The organism is Sphingosinicella sp. BN140058 (assembly GCF_004135585.1).
Classification (GTDB): domain Bacteria; phylum Pseudomonadota; class Alphaproteobacteria; order Sphingomonadales; family Sphingomonadaceae; genus Allosphingosinicella.
Genome location: NZ_CP035501.1, coordinates 4,923,148 through 4,938,438, shown reverse-complemented (window position 1 = coordinate 4,938,438; position 15,291 = coordinate 4,923,148). Strand labels below are relative to the sequence as shown.

Below are 15,291 nucleotides of genomic sequence, written 5' to 3'. Positions count from 1 at the left end.
GCCGCTTCGTCAGCTGAAGATGCAAGCCCGCTCGAACGCTCCGTCGGGGTGGCGGACGCAGCTACATCGAGCGCCACCTGAACCGGGTCACGCCGCACGCCGCAAGGCTCGCCACGCGATGCACGGCGGATGGAAGCGGCGCGGGCGAGATACATCTTCTTCTCCGGAGCGGACGGCGTGTGCTGTCGGGAATGCACCGAGTGCGCCCGCGCTTCCATCCGGTCAAAGCATCCCTCGCCCGAGACCCTCGTCTAGAAAGAACCATACCAAGGAACAGGCGAACCTTCGGCGCCGCGGGCCGGGCCCGAGCTGGGGAGGAGGGCGCCCCGCCTCGCCCATCCCTGACGAAATCGGCAAGGAGCTCCGGGCGGGCGCGCCGGAAATCTCCCATGCCGAGGTCTAAGCCGGCCGCTTGGCACGAACCTCCAGCGGCAGCCTGTCCCAGGCCCGGATCAGCTCACCTACCGAACCCGACCGCATCTTCTTCATCACGTTGCTGCGATGGAGCTTCACGGTTATCTCACTGATCCCGAGATCGTGCGCGATCTGCTTGTTCAGACGCCCCTGCGCCACCTCTCCCATGACCTCGCACTCTCGCGGAGTAAGCGTCGCAAATCGTTCGAGATCCTCCTGGACCACGCGTGCGTTCGCGCGCTCGGCGGCGTTCCGCTCGATGGCGACGGAGACGGCATCGAGCAAAGTCTGATCCCGGAAGGGCTTGGTCAGGAAGTCGACCGCGCCGGCCTTCATCGCCTGGACCGACATCGGTATGTCGCCATAGCCGGTGAGGAACACGATCGGTGTTGCTATACCAGCCGTCGACAGGTGATGCTGCAGGTCCAGTCCGCTCAATCCCGGCATGCGGACGTCGAGCACGAGGCAGCCTGCACGATCGAGAAGCTGCGCCTCCATGAGCTCGCGCGTGGAGCCGTAGCAGATCGCCTCCATGCCGACGGACTGCATCAGCTCGCTGATGGCGAGCCGCACTCTCTCGTCATCGTCCACGACCAGAACGAGGGGTTTCTCGTGAGCAGCAACGTTGCCGGTCATATTCTGCGCTCCTCCCTGTTGTCGCACGCCGCGGGCATGTCGCGCACTCGTTGCGCCGCAGCGTTCCGCCGGAAGACTCGACCCAGGGCCTTTGGCAACGCCCCGGTGGAAGATGGGTGCTGGCCCTGCCAGCGGGACCCAGTTGCACAATATTGATCCAAATCGGACCGGACAAGGGTCCCGCAGGCCACCGAGGCCTTACCCGCTGCTCGCCGCGCGCACGCCCCCTGGGTTTGGGAGCATCTCTGGCCCAGGCCGGTCCGGAACACCGGCCCGCGCGGACTGGCAGCGGCGGCTCCCCGACCGACGCATCGATGCCGAGCCCGCTCGAACGATCATGCTCCGGACAACGAGGAGCAACGCAGGAACGCCCGGACCGACCTCTTTAACCGCTTCGCCGGAGCCTCCTGCACTTTCGTATGGGTCGCCCTCGCCTCGACAGCGGCGCGCCTGCGGACCAAATTTCAAGGAAATCCATGAGATGACGGGCACACGAGGTGAGGAAATGACTGCACCACGGGCACGGGCGGAACTCGCCGTTACGGTCGATCGATCGATCTCGACGCCGCTCGCCGTTCAGATTGCATCCAACCTGCGCACCGCGATCCTCGATGGCCGCCTGCGCGCGGGTGCCCGGCTGCCCTCGTGGATGGACCTCGCCGCACAGCTCGGGGTGGCTCGAGGGACGATCAAGGCCGCCTATGACGCACTGGCCGACGAGCAGCTCGTCGTGCCGTCCGGCGCCGCCGGGACGCGGGTCGCCCTGCGCGCCGCGCCTGGACCCATCGACGTCAGGCGTATCGAGATACTCTCCCCCCGCCGGGATCTTGATCGCGGAACCTCTCTTCGGCCGCTCCCTTTCCAGATGGGCGTGCCCGCCCAGGACGGCTTTCCCGCGAAACTCTGGGCCAGGCTCCGGACGCGCGCTGTCCGCGTGAACGCCGTCATGCCGGTGGGACCGCCGAACTCGCGCGGTGAGCCGGAGCTCCGCGCCGAGATTGCAGCCCATCTTGCGATCACGCGCCGCATCAGCTGCCACCCCGACCAGATCGTCCTGACAGGCGGCTACCGCAACGGCCTATGCCTTACGATGCTTGCGCTGCAAGCCGCCGGACGCTCAGCCTGGATCGAAGACCCTTGCTGCCCGGCCACGCGCATGGCGGTCAAGATGGCCGGCTTGTGCCCCGTTCCCATTCCAGTCGACGCCAAGGGTCTGCGCGTCGACCATGGCGTTCGGGCTGCGCCGCACGCGGCGGTCGCGATCGTCACTCCAGGCCAGCATGCGCCTACGGGCGCCACGCTCTCGGCGGAGCGCCGGGCCGCCTTGCTTGGCTGGGCAATCCGCGAGGATGCCTGGCTCGTCGAGGACGATACTCTTGGCGCACTCCAGCTCTCCTGCCGCGCCAGTCCGGCGCTGGCGGCTCAGGATCCGGAGGGACGGGTTATTCATGTCGGCTCCTTTGCGAGCACTGTCAGTCCGGCGATAGGCCTCGGCTACGTCGTCGCTCCACTGCAGCTCGCGCGGCGGTTCGCAGAGGTCGCGGACTGCCTCAACCCGGCTCCCAACGCCACAACGCAGCTCGCCCTTGCCGACTTCCTTCGCCAAGGTCACTTCCTGCGGCACCTGCGGCACATGAAACGCCTCTACAAGGAGCGGCGACAGGCAATGCTCGCTCGGCTCGACCCGGCCCTGCGAATCGAGGCCGCGGGCGGGCTCACCGCGATCGTCCGGCTGCCGCGGTGCGCCGACGACGTGGCGCTTGCTCATCGGGCGCCCGAACTTGGGATCGCGCCCTCCCCGCTTTCGATCTGGAGCAGCGACCCTGCCAAAGCGCGTCAGGGCTTTGTCCTATCCGTCACCAACCTGCACCGCGAGTTGCTCGACAGTGCGTGCGATGCCCTGCTCAGGCTGATCGAGAGCGCCCCATGCCAAGTCATGGAGGCACGTGCCGCATGAACGATGACTATGACTTGCAAAGATTTCTGGAGGCGCAGGCCGGAACTTACGAGGATGCGCTAGGAATGCTGCAGAGAGGTGCGATGTGCACGTCCCACATGGACTATATCTTTCCCAGAATGGCGCTGCCGGACGAGGCCAGAAGTATATACGCCCTCTCCTCCCTTGACGAGGCGAGCGCCTATCTGATCTTCCCGATGCTCGGCAATCGCTACCGGGAATGCGTGGAGACCCTGTTCACGCTGGTCAGCACTTCCGCTCTCGAGGTCTTCGGGCCCGCCGATGCCCGCAAGCTCCACCGATCCCTCACACTCTTCGCGGAGGCGACCAACGAGGTGCTGCTGCGGACGGTTTTGGCCGTCTGGTACGACAACATGGTTGACGAGGAGACGATCCTCCAGCTCCGACGGTACGGCTGAAGCCTGGCGCCATCCCTCAGGCGGAAGCGATCCATGCCCGCAGCCAATCGTCGAAGGAAGTTGACCCCGCCGGAGGTCGCCCGTGCGCCGTCAGCGGCTCGTTACGGCAAGTCGACCCGAAGTAGAGTGCGTCCGGATCCACCAGGACCCTGCGCTGGTCCTCGTTGGCGGTGAGGATCTCGAGGGCGAGGTCTGGCAGCATGTGGCGCTCGGGGCCGACGACCTCCAAGATACCGCTGGCCTCCCCGAGTGCCGCAATCCTCGCAAGCGAAGAGGCGGCATCGTCCGCGCCGATCGGCTGCATCTCGACAGGAGGAAGGCGCACGTCGTCGCCGTCGCCGCCCGAGTCCACGATATTGTAGATGAACTCGAAAAAAGGCGCAGACCGAACAATCGTGAACGCTATGCCTGCTTCCATGACGAGTGCCTCCTGCGCCTCCTTGGCGAGGAAATAACCGCTTCTCAGTCGTCCCACGCCGACTGCGGACATGGTGATATGGTGTGCGACGCCCGCCTTGCGTTCCGCCTCCAGCAAGAGGCGACCCGCCGCCGCGAAGAACTGCTCCATAGCAACTGGGGCGCCATAGCCCGAGTTCGAGACGTCGACGACAACGTCCGTCCCCTCCAGCGCCTTCGCAAGCCCGGTTCCGGTGACGATGTCGATCCCCGTCGAACGCGCCGCGACGACGACCTCATGGCCCTGCCTCCGCAGCTGGCCCACAACCCTCCGGCCGACCAGTCCGGTGCCGCCGATCACCGTGACTTTCATCTTACCTGCTCCTCATCCGGGCTATCGATCTTCGGTCTGCGCGACGAGGGTTCAACCGCCCGCTGGCTCTCGATCGTGATGCGCGAACGACCCGGACACCGGGCCGCTGCAGTCGCGCGACAGAAGGAGGCCCCACGCAGCCGCGCCTCAGGTGCTGCGCCGTCGCTGTGCCGGAATGGGCGCCGCCTTGAAGATGTTCATTCGGCGGGTCATCACCTTCTCTGCGGTCGCGCGTTTTAATGCCGCTCGTGGATTGCCCTGGCGGTGCCGGTCGTTTCCGGGCGAAGTATCCGGAATTGCCGGCCGGTTGCAGGCCCGAGACTTGTTAATCGAAATGTACCATGACCACTCCCGCGGCCTTGCCGCGGCCGCGCCGGGATCGGGCGCTGCAGCGCGCGACGACATGGTCCAGCTCGAATCGCGGATCTTGGTTCTTTCGGCGCAACGGGTGGCCTGCATATGATCGCTGCGGACCAAGCGCCGGGCGCGCAGTCCCAAGCCCCGGCGTTCGCCAAGGCCAGTCGGGACGGTGGCGCCATTTGTGGCTCGGCGAGGGAGAAGCCGTGTTGATCGGACTCGACAGCGATGATGAACGCAGGGCTTTTTCCGCTTTCACCCTGCGGCCGACGATAGGGTCGGCGAGCATCCCACCTGTCCGGCGCCTGCGTCTCGCACCGGGGTGGCGCAAGGTCTTGTGCGGCGCACCAGGCCGATCTCCGGACCTTTCTTGCCGCCGAGGGACCTTGCGACGCCAGTCGGCCCACTCCAGCCCCGGCGCTGTTGCGAACGGCCGATGGCGCCCGCCTCGGGCGCCACGGTCCGCCTCATGTAGGGAGGCCGGAGTGCCTCGTGCGCGGCGCCAGTGACCTTCGCTTCGGTGACTTACACGACTTTGTGGGCGCCGCTGCGCTCCCGAGTTTTTGCCGTGCTGTGGTGCGCAACGCTGATCGGCAATATCGGTGCCTGGATTCGCGAGGTCGGATCAGGGTGGCTGATGACGGAGCTTGCCCCCTCCCCGCTGATGGTGGCGCTGGTTCAGGCTGCCGGCACATTGCCACTCTTTCTCCTGTCTCTTCCTTCGGGCGCGCTCTCCGACCTGCTCGACCGCCGCAAGCTGCTCATCGCCGTTCAAGTGGCGATGCTCTCACTTGCGATCGGCATGGCAGCGGGGACGGTCATCGGTCTCATGACCCCCGCGATCCTTCTGCTGTGCGTCGTCGCTGCGGGGATCGGCTCGGCTGTCAGCGCCCCGGCGTGGCAGGCGCTGATTCCGGATCTGGTGAGAAAGGAAGAGCGCAAGGATGCCGTGGCACTCGGTTCGCTCGGCATCGCGCGGGCGATCGGCCCGGCACTTGGCGGAGCGCTGATCCTGATGTTCGGAGTCGCCGCGCCATTCTTCGCCTGTGCAGCGGCACAAGTCGCGGTGCTTGCCGCTCTCTTGTGGTGGAAGAGAAAGGACGCTCCCCCGACGCTTCCCCCTGAGCACCTCCTTCCGGCAATCGTCGCGGCGCGACGCTACGCCCAGGCCAGTCTGCCGCTCCGGCGGACGCTGGTGCGCACCGCAATCTTCTTCGGCTTCGGATCGGCACCCTGGGCATTGCTGCCGCTGTTCGTACGCACGGACCTGGGCGGCAGCGCCGGCTTCTACGGGACGATGTTCGCGGCGGTCGGCGCCGGTGCGATCGCCGGCGCGACCGCGCTGCCGCGCCTCCGCACCCGATACGCGACCGACCGGCTAGTCATCGCCGCCACGTTCCTTCTGTCGGCGGTGAGCCTCGCGCTCGCCCTCACCCGTCATCAGTTCCTGGCCCTGTCATTGATGCCGCTGCTCGGGGGGGCCTGGGTAACGGTGGTGACGGCGCTCAACATAACGACCCAGTCGATCCTGCCGGACTGGGTGCGCGGGCGGGGCCTCGCTCTCTATCTCACCGTATTCAACGGCGCGATCGCTGTTGGAAGCCTCGGATGGGGCCAGCTCGCCGATTATACGTCCACCCGGACCAGCCTCGCCGCCGCGGCCTTCCTGGGCGCCATGAGCGCAATTGTCGCCGCACGGATCCGACTGCCGGACGGAACCGAGGATCTCACGCCCTCCTTGCACTGGCCAGCGCCGGAGGGAGGCTTGCAGCCGTGCGATGCGGGCCCCGTCATGATCACTGTGGAATATCGCATTCCGCCCGAGCGCGCCGAGTTGTTCGCAGAAGCAATTGAGGCACTTGGCGCCAGCCGGCGCCGCAGCGGCGCCTATGCCTGGGGTACATTCCGCGACACGGCAGTGCCGGACAGATATCTCGAATATTTCCTCGTGGCGACCTGGGTCGAGCATTTGCGCCAGCACCGGCGTGTGTCTCACGCGGACGAGGCCATCCAGGCCTCGGTCCGCGCCTTGCACGCCGGCAACGACCCGCCGCGCGTGTCGCACTATCTCGAGATCGGGAGACGTGAATCGCGTACGCCTTCATGGCGCGCGTCACGAGCCTTGGACCAGCCCCGATGATGAACGCGGCCCGTCACGCTTACAGGCAATTCATCGCGCTCGCTCAGCCGGCGCTTACCCGCGCGGGCGGCGGCGTGTCGCCGTGGCAGCGGTTCGACGCGCGGCCGATCCCGCAAGCGTCCAGCGACGCCCGGTGCCGCGGTAAGCCACTTCCGCCGGTTCCGCCGAAGGTGAGGAATTGCCGCGGCCGCGCTCGGGATTGGCCGGTGACGGACGACAGATGCTGGAACTCCTGGCGATGAAGACGACCGTTCGCAATGGGCCGGGTCGCGGGCGTTCCGGTCGCCACATACTGCCTGCCCGGCTCGCCAAGGTGCTCCGGCCCGCAACGAAACAAATCTTCGCCCGCTCAGGGGATCCCCTGAGCGTGTCGACGAGCTACGTCATCCTGCGCAACGGGATCGGCGCTCTCGGGTTCGCATTCCCCCTCGTCCTCGTACTTGGCGGCGGCCTCGATCACGTCCAAGGCTCGCTCAGCGCCTACTACCATTTCTCACCGGGCCAGCCTGACAGATACGGCGCGGGTACGATGCGGGACGTCTTCGTAGGGATGCTCTGGGCGATCGGCGCATTCCTGTTCTTCTATCGAGGTCATTCCATCCAGGAGGATCTGGCGTTGAACGTCGCCGGAATTTCGGCCGTGCTCGTCGCCCTTCTTCCGATGGACTGGCCTGCGGACGAGTCGGGGCCCATGACGACAACCGGTACTTTGCATTCGGTGTCCGCCACCCTCTTCTTCGTCATGATCGCTTATGTCTGCGTGTTCCGGGCCCGGGACACGTTGTGCATGGTTCAGAGCGGCAGGCGGCGCAGGCGGTTCAAACGGCTTTATGTCGCCTTGGGCGCCATGATGCTGGCGACGCCATTGACGGTTTACGCTCTCCAGGCCGTCGCGCCCGCCGTCGGCAACGATCATGCGATCCTGATGGTGGAGGCTGCCGGAGTCTTCGTGTTTGCCGCGTTCTGGCTCGTGAAGAGCTGGGAGATCCGGGCATCGCTGCACGGCCGGGGGCGGTTGGCGCCACCGCCGGCGACCCGTTGACGGATTTGCTCCTGGTCGCGAGCACCGGAGGGAGCAGCAGGGCGACTGAGGCCGGCAGCACGTCAGGGGGTTGGGGGGAGAAGTTCTCCGGTCCTGCCGCCTCAGTGCCGCCGCGAACGGCGGTGGCGAAGCCTGCCGTCAATGATGCTGGATGCAAGTCCGACAAGCCAGATGGCGAGGATGAACTCGATCATCGCGGCGCTCGCGAGATCGCCCGTCACCTTCGCAATCGCTGGCAGCAGGAGCGCCGCAAGGGCCATGAGGAGTCCGGCGGAGACGAGCGTGCGTATGTCCATGCGACCAATCCAAGCTGTTCGGCCGACCAGCGCCGCCCTCGACCAGGCGAGGCGGCGCACGAGCCAGCTACGGTCGCCGCGCAACGATGTGCGGCACTGCGGACGCAATCGCTCCGACCTCGAGCGCGAAGAGAGATACAACACGGGTAGCGAGTTCGTACGCAGACACTTGGAGACCGAAACCGGGGGCCGCCGCCGTGGTGGCAAGGGCCGACAAGAGGATGATCCTCGCCAGGCCAACGATGACCCTAGTTTCTGCTCGCTCCTCGTTGCTCATCGAACCGGACTTCAGTTGACGACCCGCCTGGCTGTCGCCGGACGGCACCAGCCGGGGTCGGCGGCGGGCGGGCACGCGGGGAGAGTGCGCCCGCGCCGGCCTCCACGCCCGGGGCGCTCGAAGGACGGGCGGCGGCCTGCTCCAATTATTCGCGCTGTGGTCCATCCTTCAGCGCCGTTGCAGCGATGTGCGCGCGGCGTCGAGGCTGAAGGAGCCCGGGCCAGCGAAGACGAAGTATAAGAAAATGAAGCAGTATAGGATGGCCGCGTCGCCCATGTTGTTCACCGGCCAGAAGCCATGCGGAAGATGGCCGATGAAAAAGGCGCCGGCCATCGTTCCCGAAGCAAGGAATGCCGCTGGACGGGTGAAAAGGCCGAGAGCAATCAACGTGCCGGCGGTCAGCTCCACGATGCCCGCGACGGCGGCCGGATCGGCAAAAGCCCAGCCGGAGCCGGCCCTTTCGCCCGCCGGGAACCACAGGAACTTCTGCGTACCATGAGCAAGGAACAGCAATCCGCTCATAATCCTGATAAGCGCGAGCATCACCGGTGCTCGCTGGTCGAGCTGGTCGCGAAGCATTCAGTATCTCCTCCAGCAGGCGCCGCTGCATAGACCAGGGCCCCGAAACGCGGCGTTGGCGGCGCAACTCCGGGAATTGAGTGCGCGGCGTGCGCCGGCGGCCGCTGACGACATCCATTCCACTCCTCGTCGCTCGGCGAAATCATACTTTGGGGTAGCTGCGGCACATCGAAGATCACAGCAGCGTGCGCGTTGGTCTGAACGGCCCGAAAGGCCGCATCTGCAGACGGTTCGCCCGCGATCCGCCCTTCGTCGCAATGCGGCCGTGCAGAGCTGCGGGCGCGGAGGCCGAGCGGTGCAGTGGCCGCCCAGCGAATGCAGCGCCGCCCGGCGCCTGCCGCCCAAAAGGCGGCAGGCGAAACTCCCGTAATTCGCGCGTCGGCGCGCCCGCCCGAAGTCCGCTTCGATCAAAGCGTGGCATATTCAACCGGACAGGGAAGTCTGCGCCAAAGGCGGGGAAGCCTTCTCGAATCGGAAGCCCTCTGCTGGCCCTCCGCACAATGGCGAATTCGGCTCCGCGGCAGCAAGTTGTGGGCAGAAACGAGGCCCCGAAGCGCGTCATCGACCCTTGTAGCGCGCCCTACCAGCCGGGAGGTGGGCTACTTGGCGTCTGCAGCGACCGACCCGCAATCGGGACCACCAGGGCATAGGATGATCGGTGACTTGTGAAACCATGTCATTGGCGAAGGCCGGGCCTTTCGGGATGTCCCCCCCGCCCGCGGGCACATCGGACGAAGTTCACGAGTGGCCGCGGATCCGTCCCGGCAGGCGTTTCGCGCCGATCCGCGAGCCACCGGGCGAGTCTCGGCCCCTGAGATCCATGAAGACCCGATCGACCTCGTCCATCTCTCGACAGCGCACCACGTGAAGGAAGACCTCATCATGGCCTACATCACCAGCTTCGACGGCACTCAGATTTTCTACAAGGATTGGGGACCGAAAGACGCGCAGCCGATCGTGTTCCATCACGGGTGGCCGCTCAGCGCGGACGACTGGGACAACCAGATGCTGTTCTTCCTCGACAAGGGTTTCCGAGTCATCGCGCACGACCGCCGCGGTCACGGCCGCTCGGACCAGACCGACAACGGCAACGAGATGGATAGCTACGCAGCGGACGTTGCAACGCTGGCGCAAGCGCTTGATCTCAGGGCCGCTATCCATATCGGCCACTCGACCGGCGGCGGCGAAGTCGCACACTATTCGGCGCGCGCGGAGCCAGGCCGCGTGTCCAAAGCGGTCCTCATCGACGCCGTCACGCCCGTCATGGTTCAGAAGGAGTCCAATCCCGGCGGCACGCCGATCGAGGTCTTCGACGGTTATCGCGCAGCGCTCGCAGCAAATCGCGCCCAGCTCTACCTCGATGTGCCGAGCGGCCCCTTTTATGGTTTCAATCGCCCGGGCGCGCGCGTCTCCGAGGGGCTCATCCAAAACTGGTGGCGACAGGCGATGATGGGCAGCGTCAAGGCCGGCTATGAATGCATCAAGGCCTTCTCGGAAACTGACTTCACGGAAGACCTGAAGGCGATCGACGTGCCCGTGCTGGTGATCCACAGCGAGGATGACCAGATTGTTCCCTATGCGGATTCTGCACCGCTCGCGGTGAGGCTGCTGAAAAAAGCTACACTCCGGTCATACAAGGATCTTCCGCACGGCTGCTGCCAGACTCATCCCGAGTTCATCAATGCCGACCTGCTCGCGTTCATCCGCGGCGAGCCGCTGGGCGACGCCGCCGGCGAGGTTATCGTACCTGCGCAGCCGATGCCCGCGCAGTGATAAAGAGGACGCAGGGCCGGCGGCCGGCCCCGCGGCCTCGCCGCAGGCGAAGCAGGAGTGGCATTCGCGGCCGAGCCGCTCGAACAGGCCAACACTCGACGTCCCAGCGAACACGATTGGTATGCAGGCCGTCTCGATACGCATCGGGACAGGAGTGAGCCGCCTCCACGTCTCCATGGAAGCACGGCGCAGGCGCATTCGACGAAGTCGCGCTGGCGGAGACGCTCGAGGCTCGAGACCAGTGCGCCTCTGCCCACGCGCAAGCCCGCTTCTTCCGCCCGGCCAAGCAGCTTCGCAGGGCCTCTCCTCGCCAGCTTGGGGAGGGGAAGGCCGGCGCCGGCGCGCCCTGGAACCAGCCTCCCCTTTGCGGAGACCGATGGATTTCCATAGGGTGTTTCAGAGCTCCATGACCGGTATTCCTCGGTCGACGCGTCAAGCCCTGCGACTCGGCGCAAGGCTGCGGGATCGGACCGCGAGGCGGGCGAAGCATGGTGCATGCGCTCGAGGAGCAGCCTATGACGACCGTGTCGCGGATCCAAGGCCATCCCAGCAACGATCCAATCGCCGCAGCGCGGATCGTGGAGAATATTGTCGGATACGCCTGGGGGTGCGACGCCGCGGGCAGCTGCATCTACGTCACACCAGGAGCGGGCGCCGATCTCGCCACGATGCTGTCCGAGCTCAATGCGCCCCCCGGCACGGCGTTCACCTGCCGCCCGGTCATCCACCCTGAGGATTACCCAAGCACAGCGGCCCGGTGGCGCGAGTCCCAGCGCTCCGGAGAGCGGTACCAGGTCGAGCATCGCATGCTGCAGGCCACGGGGGTCTACGCCTGGGTGCGATGCTCGTCACAGCCGCTGCTGGATGAAAGCGGGCGGATAAGCGGCTGGTACGGCACGGTGATCGCCCTGGAGGCCTCAGCCGGACGGGAGGACCAGTTTCGGCAAATGGTCGATACCGTTCCGGCCCTGATCTGGTGCACCACCCCAGACGGAGCCCCTTCTTACATCAACAAGCAGCTTTCCGACGCGCTCGGCATGTCCCTCGACGATCTCGTCGGCCCAGGCCCTTCGCGATCCCTCGCCGACATTCACCCCGAGGACGTAGCGGATGTCGAGGAGGCGCTCAGCCGGTCCTTCACCACGGGATCGCCCTTCTGCAGGACTTATCGGCAGCGTCGCGCCGATGGCGGCTATCGATGGACCGAGGGCCGCGCCGAGCCCTTGCGGGGCGACGACGGTGCGATCATCCAGTGGTGCGGCGTCTGCGTGGATGTGCATGATCGCGTCGTGGCGCAGAAGGGTCTGCAGGATCGCGAACGGCAGCTGCGCCACCTTGTCGATACTGTTCCGAGCCTGACATGGTGCCTTTCGCCCGACGGGCAGCCTTCTTACTACAGCGAGCAGCTGGTCAGGTGGCTCGGCGTGCGCGTCGAGGACCTCGATGTCGGAGGTATGTCACGTCTGGCCTTCGCCGAGGCGCTGCTCGTCCACCCGGACGATGGCCGCGAGGCGCATGAAGAGCTGGCGCGCTGCGTACGGAGCGGCGACCCGTTCAAGCGCAAGTACCGGATTCGCCGGCACGACGGCATCTTCCGATGGATGGATGTGCGGGCTCAGGCGCTGCGCGACTCTCAAGGGGAGATCGTCCAGTGGTATGGAGTGCTCATCGACATAGAGGAACTCATGCGCGCCCAGGAAGAGCTGCGCAATCGCGAGGGCGAGCTCGCTCAGCTCGTCGACATGGTCCCGAGCCATATCTGGCGGCTCGACAGGGCGGGCGAGCCAACCTTCTTCAACAAGCGCATGGTCGACTTCCTGGGCATGGACGTCGCGGCTACGGATAGACCGGGTGCCAGCCGGCTCGAGGTCCTCGCCGAGGCAATCCATCCAGAGGATGCGTCGCAGTTCGAGGCCACGTTGCGCCACTGCATCGCCACCGGAGAGAGCTTCGCCATGCGATACCGTCTCCGCCGCGCCGATGGTGCGTATCGTTGGATGTCAGGTCGCGCCGAGCCAATCCGCGACGATCGCGGTCGGATCGCACAATGGTTCGGCCTCTGCCACGACGTCGACGAGCAGATGCGTCTGTACAACGAGATCGCGGAGCGAGAGGCGAAATTCAGGCGTCTGGTCGACTCCGACATCATCGGCATCGTCATCTGGGACCTGGACGGCACTCTCATAGACGCCAACGACGCGTTCCTCCGCATGATTCAATATGACCGCAAGGACGTCGCGGCCGGCCTCAACTGGCTCGGGATCACGCCGCCCGAGTGGCAAGAAGTGCATGCCCGAGAGGAGGCAGACGAGCTCGCCGCAACCGGAAAAATGCAGGCGCGCGAGAAGGAATATTACAGAAAGGACGGAAGCCGCGTTCCCGTCCTGATCGGCGCCGCGTGCTTCGACGGCCAGTCCCGGCAAGGCGTTGCCTACATCCTTGACCTTACCGAACGTAAGCGCGCGGAAGCAACGTTGCGCGATCGTGAACGCGAGCTCTCGCAGCTCGTCGACCTTGTCCCGATACCTCTCTGGCGCCTGAGCGCCGAGGGTAAGCCCGTCTTTTTCAATAAGCGGATGGCCGAGTTCGCCGGTGGAGAGGCGGGAAGCTTCGAAATCGAGGGCGCGGCCGATTTCGCGACCCTGACCGCGGCCGCCGCGCATCCCGACGACGCGATCACCGTAACGCGAACCATGGGCGAGGCCTTCGCGATCGGACAGCCCTTCTCGATGTCCTACCGGCTGCGCCGGGCGGATGGGGTTTTTCGCTGGGTTCTGTCCAATGCCGAACCGCTCCGCGACCAGGCGGGACGGGTCGTCGGCTGGTACGGCTTCTCGCACGATGTGGACGATCAGCTGCGGGTCGAGGAAGCATTGCGAGAGAGGGAGCGGTTCCTCTGGCAGATTGTCGAGACGCTGCCGGCGATGATCGACTGCGCCAACCCGGAAGGCGAGCCCGTCTACAGAAGTCATCAGCTTCGCCAGTTCCTTGGCTATGAGCTGGAGGCGCTGGACGGCCCCGGGAAAGGGCGCCTATCGGGCACGCTCGATGCCGGCGTCCACCCAGAGGACGTCGCCGGCGTGAAGGAGACGTATGCGCATTCGCTCGCGACCGGAGAGCCCTATGCGAGACGACACCGTCTGCGCCGCCACGATGGAGAGTATCGCTGGGTCGAGACACGCGCCGCCCCGATGCGGGATCTCGAAGGCAGGATCATCCAGTGGAATGTGATCTGTCTCGATGTTGACGCCGAAGTGCGTGCCCAGGAGGAGCTTCGCCTTGCGCAGGAGCGCCTCTCCCGCGCCAGCCAGGCTGCAAGCCTCGCGGAGCTTTCCGCCTCCATCGCACATGAGATAAACCAGCCTCTGGCGGCTGTCGTCACGAATTCGCATGCCTGCCAGCGCTGGCTTGCCGCCACTCCGCCAAACCTGGAGCGGGCTCAAAGGACGGTCGAGCGGATAGTCCGGGACGCGAATTCGGCAGCCGAGGTCATCAGCCGCATCCGCGCATTGTTCCGGCACAGCGGGGAGCCGAAGGGGCTCGCGCCACTTGGACAGGTCGTCCACGATGCAAGCCGGATGCTTTCCGATCTCGCGCGCGCCGCCCGCGTCCGAGTGGACGTCGACGTCAGTGAGGAGATCGAGGCGGTGGCATTCGATGGGGTACAGGTTCAGCAGGTGGTGCTTAACCTCATGCGCAACGCAGTCGAGGCCATGCAGGAGTGCGCATCCGAGCGGCTTCTATGCGTGCATGTCTTCCGGTCCGGCGACAAGGCGCAGCTCGAAATATCGGACAGCGGCCCGGGGATCGGCGACCCCGACAACGTGTTTGACGCGTTCTACACGACAAAGCGAAACGGAATGGGGATGGGACTGGCGATCTCACGCTCGATCGTCGAGACAATGGGAGGCAAGATCTGGTTACGGGACAATGAGATGGGTGGCGCGACATTTGCGTTCACATTGCCGATCGAAGCACAACCGGCTCCATGACCCAGCAGAGGCCAGTCATATTCATTGTGGACGATGACGAACGCATAAGGAGCGCCCTCTCCGACCTGCTGGAATCGCACGGTTTCCTTGCGGTGGCCTTTCCGTCCGCAGGCGAATACATAGATGCCCAGAAGCCGGACGGACCGGCGTGCCTCGTTCTCGACGTAAGCCTGCCCGACATCAACGGCCTTGACCTCCAGAATCAAATGGCCGGGCGAGACCACCCGCCGATCGTCTTCATCACCGGGCATGGCGACATCCCGTCGTCGGTTCGGGCGATCAAGCGCGGCGCGATAGATTTTCTCACAAAGCCGTTCAGCGAGGAGAACCTGATGGTCGCGATCGGCGCCGCGCTGGCGCAGGACCGCGGCGCGCGCGCCCAACGGGCGAAAGAGAGCGACCTCGTGCAACGCTATCGTCAGTTGACGCCCCGAGAGCGTCAAGTCTTGCCGCTCGTCGTCAGCGGGCTGCTCAACAAGCAGGCCGCTGCCGAACTGGGCATCAGCGAGATCACTCTTCAGGTACATCGCAGAAACGTCATGCAGAAGATGGGAGCCGCGTCCCTCGCCGATCTCGTCCGGATCTCCGAGAAGCTGCAGATTCCGGTTACGCACTCGCGCCGGCCGGGAAGGACCTGAAG

The 15,291-nt window shown here is 65.7% G+C and carries 12 protein-coding genes; 8 read left to right on the top strand and 4 right to left on the bottom strand.

Going from position 1 to position 15,291, the window contains the following annotated elements:
* Positions 1-399 precede the first annotated feature (399 nt).
* On the bottom strand, positions 400-1,050 hold the full coding sequence (locus ETR14_RS22315; protein ID WP_129389158.1) for a response regulator transcription factor: 651 nt from the start codon (positions 1,048-1,050) through the stop codon (positions 400-402).
* A 505-nt stretch (positions 1,051-1,555) separates the two neighbouring features.
* Here ETR14_RS22315 and ETR14_RS22310 point away from each other — a divergent pair.
* Entirely contained in the window at positions 1,556-3,007 is a 1,452-nt protein-coding gene (locus tag ETR14_RS22310) for a PLP-dependent aminotransferase family protein (protein WP_129392265.1), read from the top strand.
* Complete coding sequence (locus tag ETR14_RS22305; protein WP_129389155.1) at positions 3,004-3,426, top strand: DUF1810 family protein; 423 nt, start codon at positions 3,004-3,006, stop codon at positions 3,424-3,426. Before ETR14_RS22310 ends, ETR14_RS22305 begins: the two co-directional genes overlap by 4 nt.
* A 16-nt stretch (positions 3,427-3,442) precedes the next feature.
* Here the strand turns inward: ETR14_RS22305 and ETR14_RS22300 are convergent, their stop codons facing one another.
* Complete coding sequence (locus tag ETR14_RS22300; protein WP_129389152.1) at positions 3,443-4,195, bottom strand: SDR family oxidoreductase; 753 nt, start codon at positions 4,193-4,195, stop codon at positions 3,443-3,445.
* 187 nt (positions 4,196-4,382) lie between these two features.
* Between ETR14_RS22300 and ETR14_RS22295 the strand changes: the two genes are divergently transcribed.
* From ETR14_RS22295 to ETR14_RS22285, 3 genes are all read left to right on the top strand, one after another.
* Positions 4,383-4,658, top strand: coding sequence for a hypothetical protein (locus ETR14_RS22295; protein ID WP_165356576.1), 276 nt, complete (start codon positions 4,383-4,385; stop codon positions 4,656-4,658).
* A gap of 399 nt (positions 4,659-5,057) precedes the next feature.
* Positions 5,058-6,692, top strand: a complete 1,635-nt coding sequence (locus ETR14_RS22290; RefSeq protein WP_129389147.1) for an MFS transporter — start codon at positions 5,058-5,060, stop codon at positions 6,690-6,692.
* Positions 6,693-7,059: 367 nt separating this feature from the next.
* A complete protein-coding gene (locus ETR14_RS22285) occupies positions 7,060-7,734 on the top strand; it encodes a DUF998 domain-containing protein (protein ID WP_165356575.1) in 675 nt (224 codons plus the stop codon).
* Positions 7,735-7,835: 101 nt separating this feature from the next.
* Here the strand turns inward: ETR14_RS22285 and ETR14_RS28575 are convergent, their stop codons facing one another.
* A complete protein-coding gene (locus ETR14_RS28575) occupies positions 7,836-7,994 on the bottom strand; it encodes a hypothetical protein (RefSeq protein ID WP_165356574.1) in 159 nt (52 codons plus the stop codon).
* A 481-nt stretch (positions 7,995-8,475) separates the two neighbouring features.
* Positions 8,476-8,886 carry a DoxX family protein gene (locus ETR14_RS22280; protein ID WP_129389141.1) on the bottom strand — a complete coding sequence of 137 codons (411 nt, stop codon included), beginning with the start codon at positions 8,884-8,886 and terminating at the stop codon, positions 8,476-8,478.
* 882 nt (positions 8,887-9,768) lie between these two features.
* Here ETR14_RS22280 and ETR14_RS22275 point away from each other — a divergent pair.
* The 3 genes from ETR14_RS22275 to ETR14_RS22265 all read left to right on the top strand — a co-directional run bounded on the left by ETR14_RS22275 (position 9,769) and on the right by ETR14_RS22265 (position 15,289).
* The gene (locus tag ETR14_RS22275) at positions 9,769-10,659 is read left to right on the top strand and encodes an alpha/beta fold hydrolase (protein WP_129392263.1); all 891 of its coding nucleotides are present in this window, start codon (positions 9,769-9,771) and stop codon (positions 10,657-10,659) included.
* A 515-nt stretch (positions 10,660-11,174) separates the two neighbouring features.
* The gene (locus ETR14_RS22270; RefSeq protein WP_165356573.1) at positions 11,175-14,651 is read left to right on the top strand and encodes a PAS domain-containing sensor histidine kinase; all 3,477 of its coding nucleotides are present in this window, start codon (positions 11,175-11,177) and stop codon (positions 14,649-14,651) included.
* Positions 14,648-15,289 (top strand): response regulator transcription factor, encoded by a 642-nt coding sequence (locus tag ETR14_RS22265; protein WP_129389135.1) that lies wholly within the window; start codon positions 14,648-14,650, stop codon positions 15,287-15,289. Before ETR14_RS22270 ends, ETR14_RS22265 begins: the two co-directional genes overlap by 4 nt.
* Positions 15,290-15,291: the final 2 nt, after the last annotated feature.

What these genes read in the sequence shown, in the direction of transcription:
- ETR14_RS22265 (WP_129389135.1), top strand. Translation starts at nt 14,648, where the DNA reads ATGACCCAGCAGAGGCCAGTCATATTCATTGTGGACGATGACGAACGC.
- ETR14_RS28575 (WP_165356574.1), bottom strand. Translation starts at nt 7,994, where the DNA reads ATGGCCCTTGCGGCGCTCCTGCTGCCAGCGATTGCGAAGGTGACGGGC.
- ETR14_RS22305 (WP_129389155.1), top strand. Translation starts at nt 3,004, where the DNA reads ATGAACGATGACTATGACTTGCAAAGATTTCTGGAGGCGCAGGCCGGA.
- ETR14_RS22280 (WP_129389141.1), bottom strand. Translation starts at nt 8,886, where the DNA reads ATGCTTCGCGACCAGCTCGACCAGCGAGCACCGGTGATGCTCGCGCTT.
- ETR14_RS22275 (WP_129392263.1), top strand. Translation starts at nt 9,769, where the DNA reads ATGGCCTACATCACCAGCTTCGACGGCACTCAGATTTTCTACAAGGAT.
- ETR14_RS22315 (WP_129389158.1), bottom strand. Translation starts at nt 1,050, where the DNA reads ATGACCGGCAACGTTGCTGCTCACGAGAAACCCCTCGTTCTGGTCGTG.
- ETR14_RS22310 (WP_129392265.1), top strand. Translation starts at nt 1,556, where the DNA reads ATGACTGCACCACGGGCACGGGCGGAACTCGCCGTTACGGTCGATCGA.
- ETR14_RS22270 (WP_165356573.1), top strand. Translation starts at nt 11,175, where the DNA reads ATGACGACCGTGTCGCGGATCCAAGGCCATCCCAGCAACGATCCAATC.
- ETR14_RS22300 (WP_129389152.1), bottom strand. Translation starts at nt 4,195, where the DNA reads ATGAAAGTCACGGTGATCGGCGGCACCGGACTGGTCGGCCGGAGGGTT.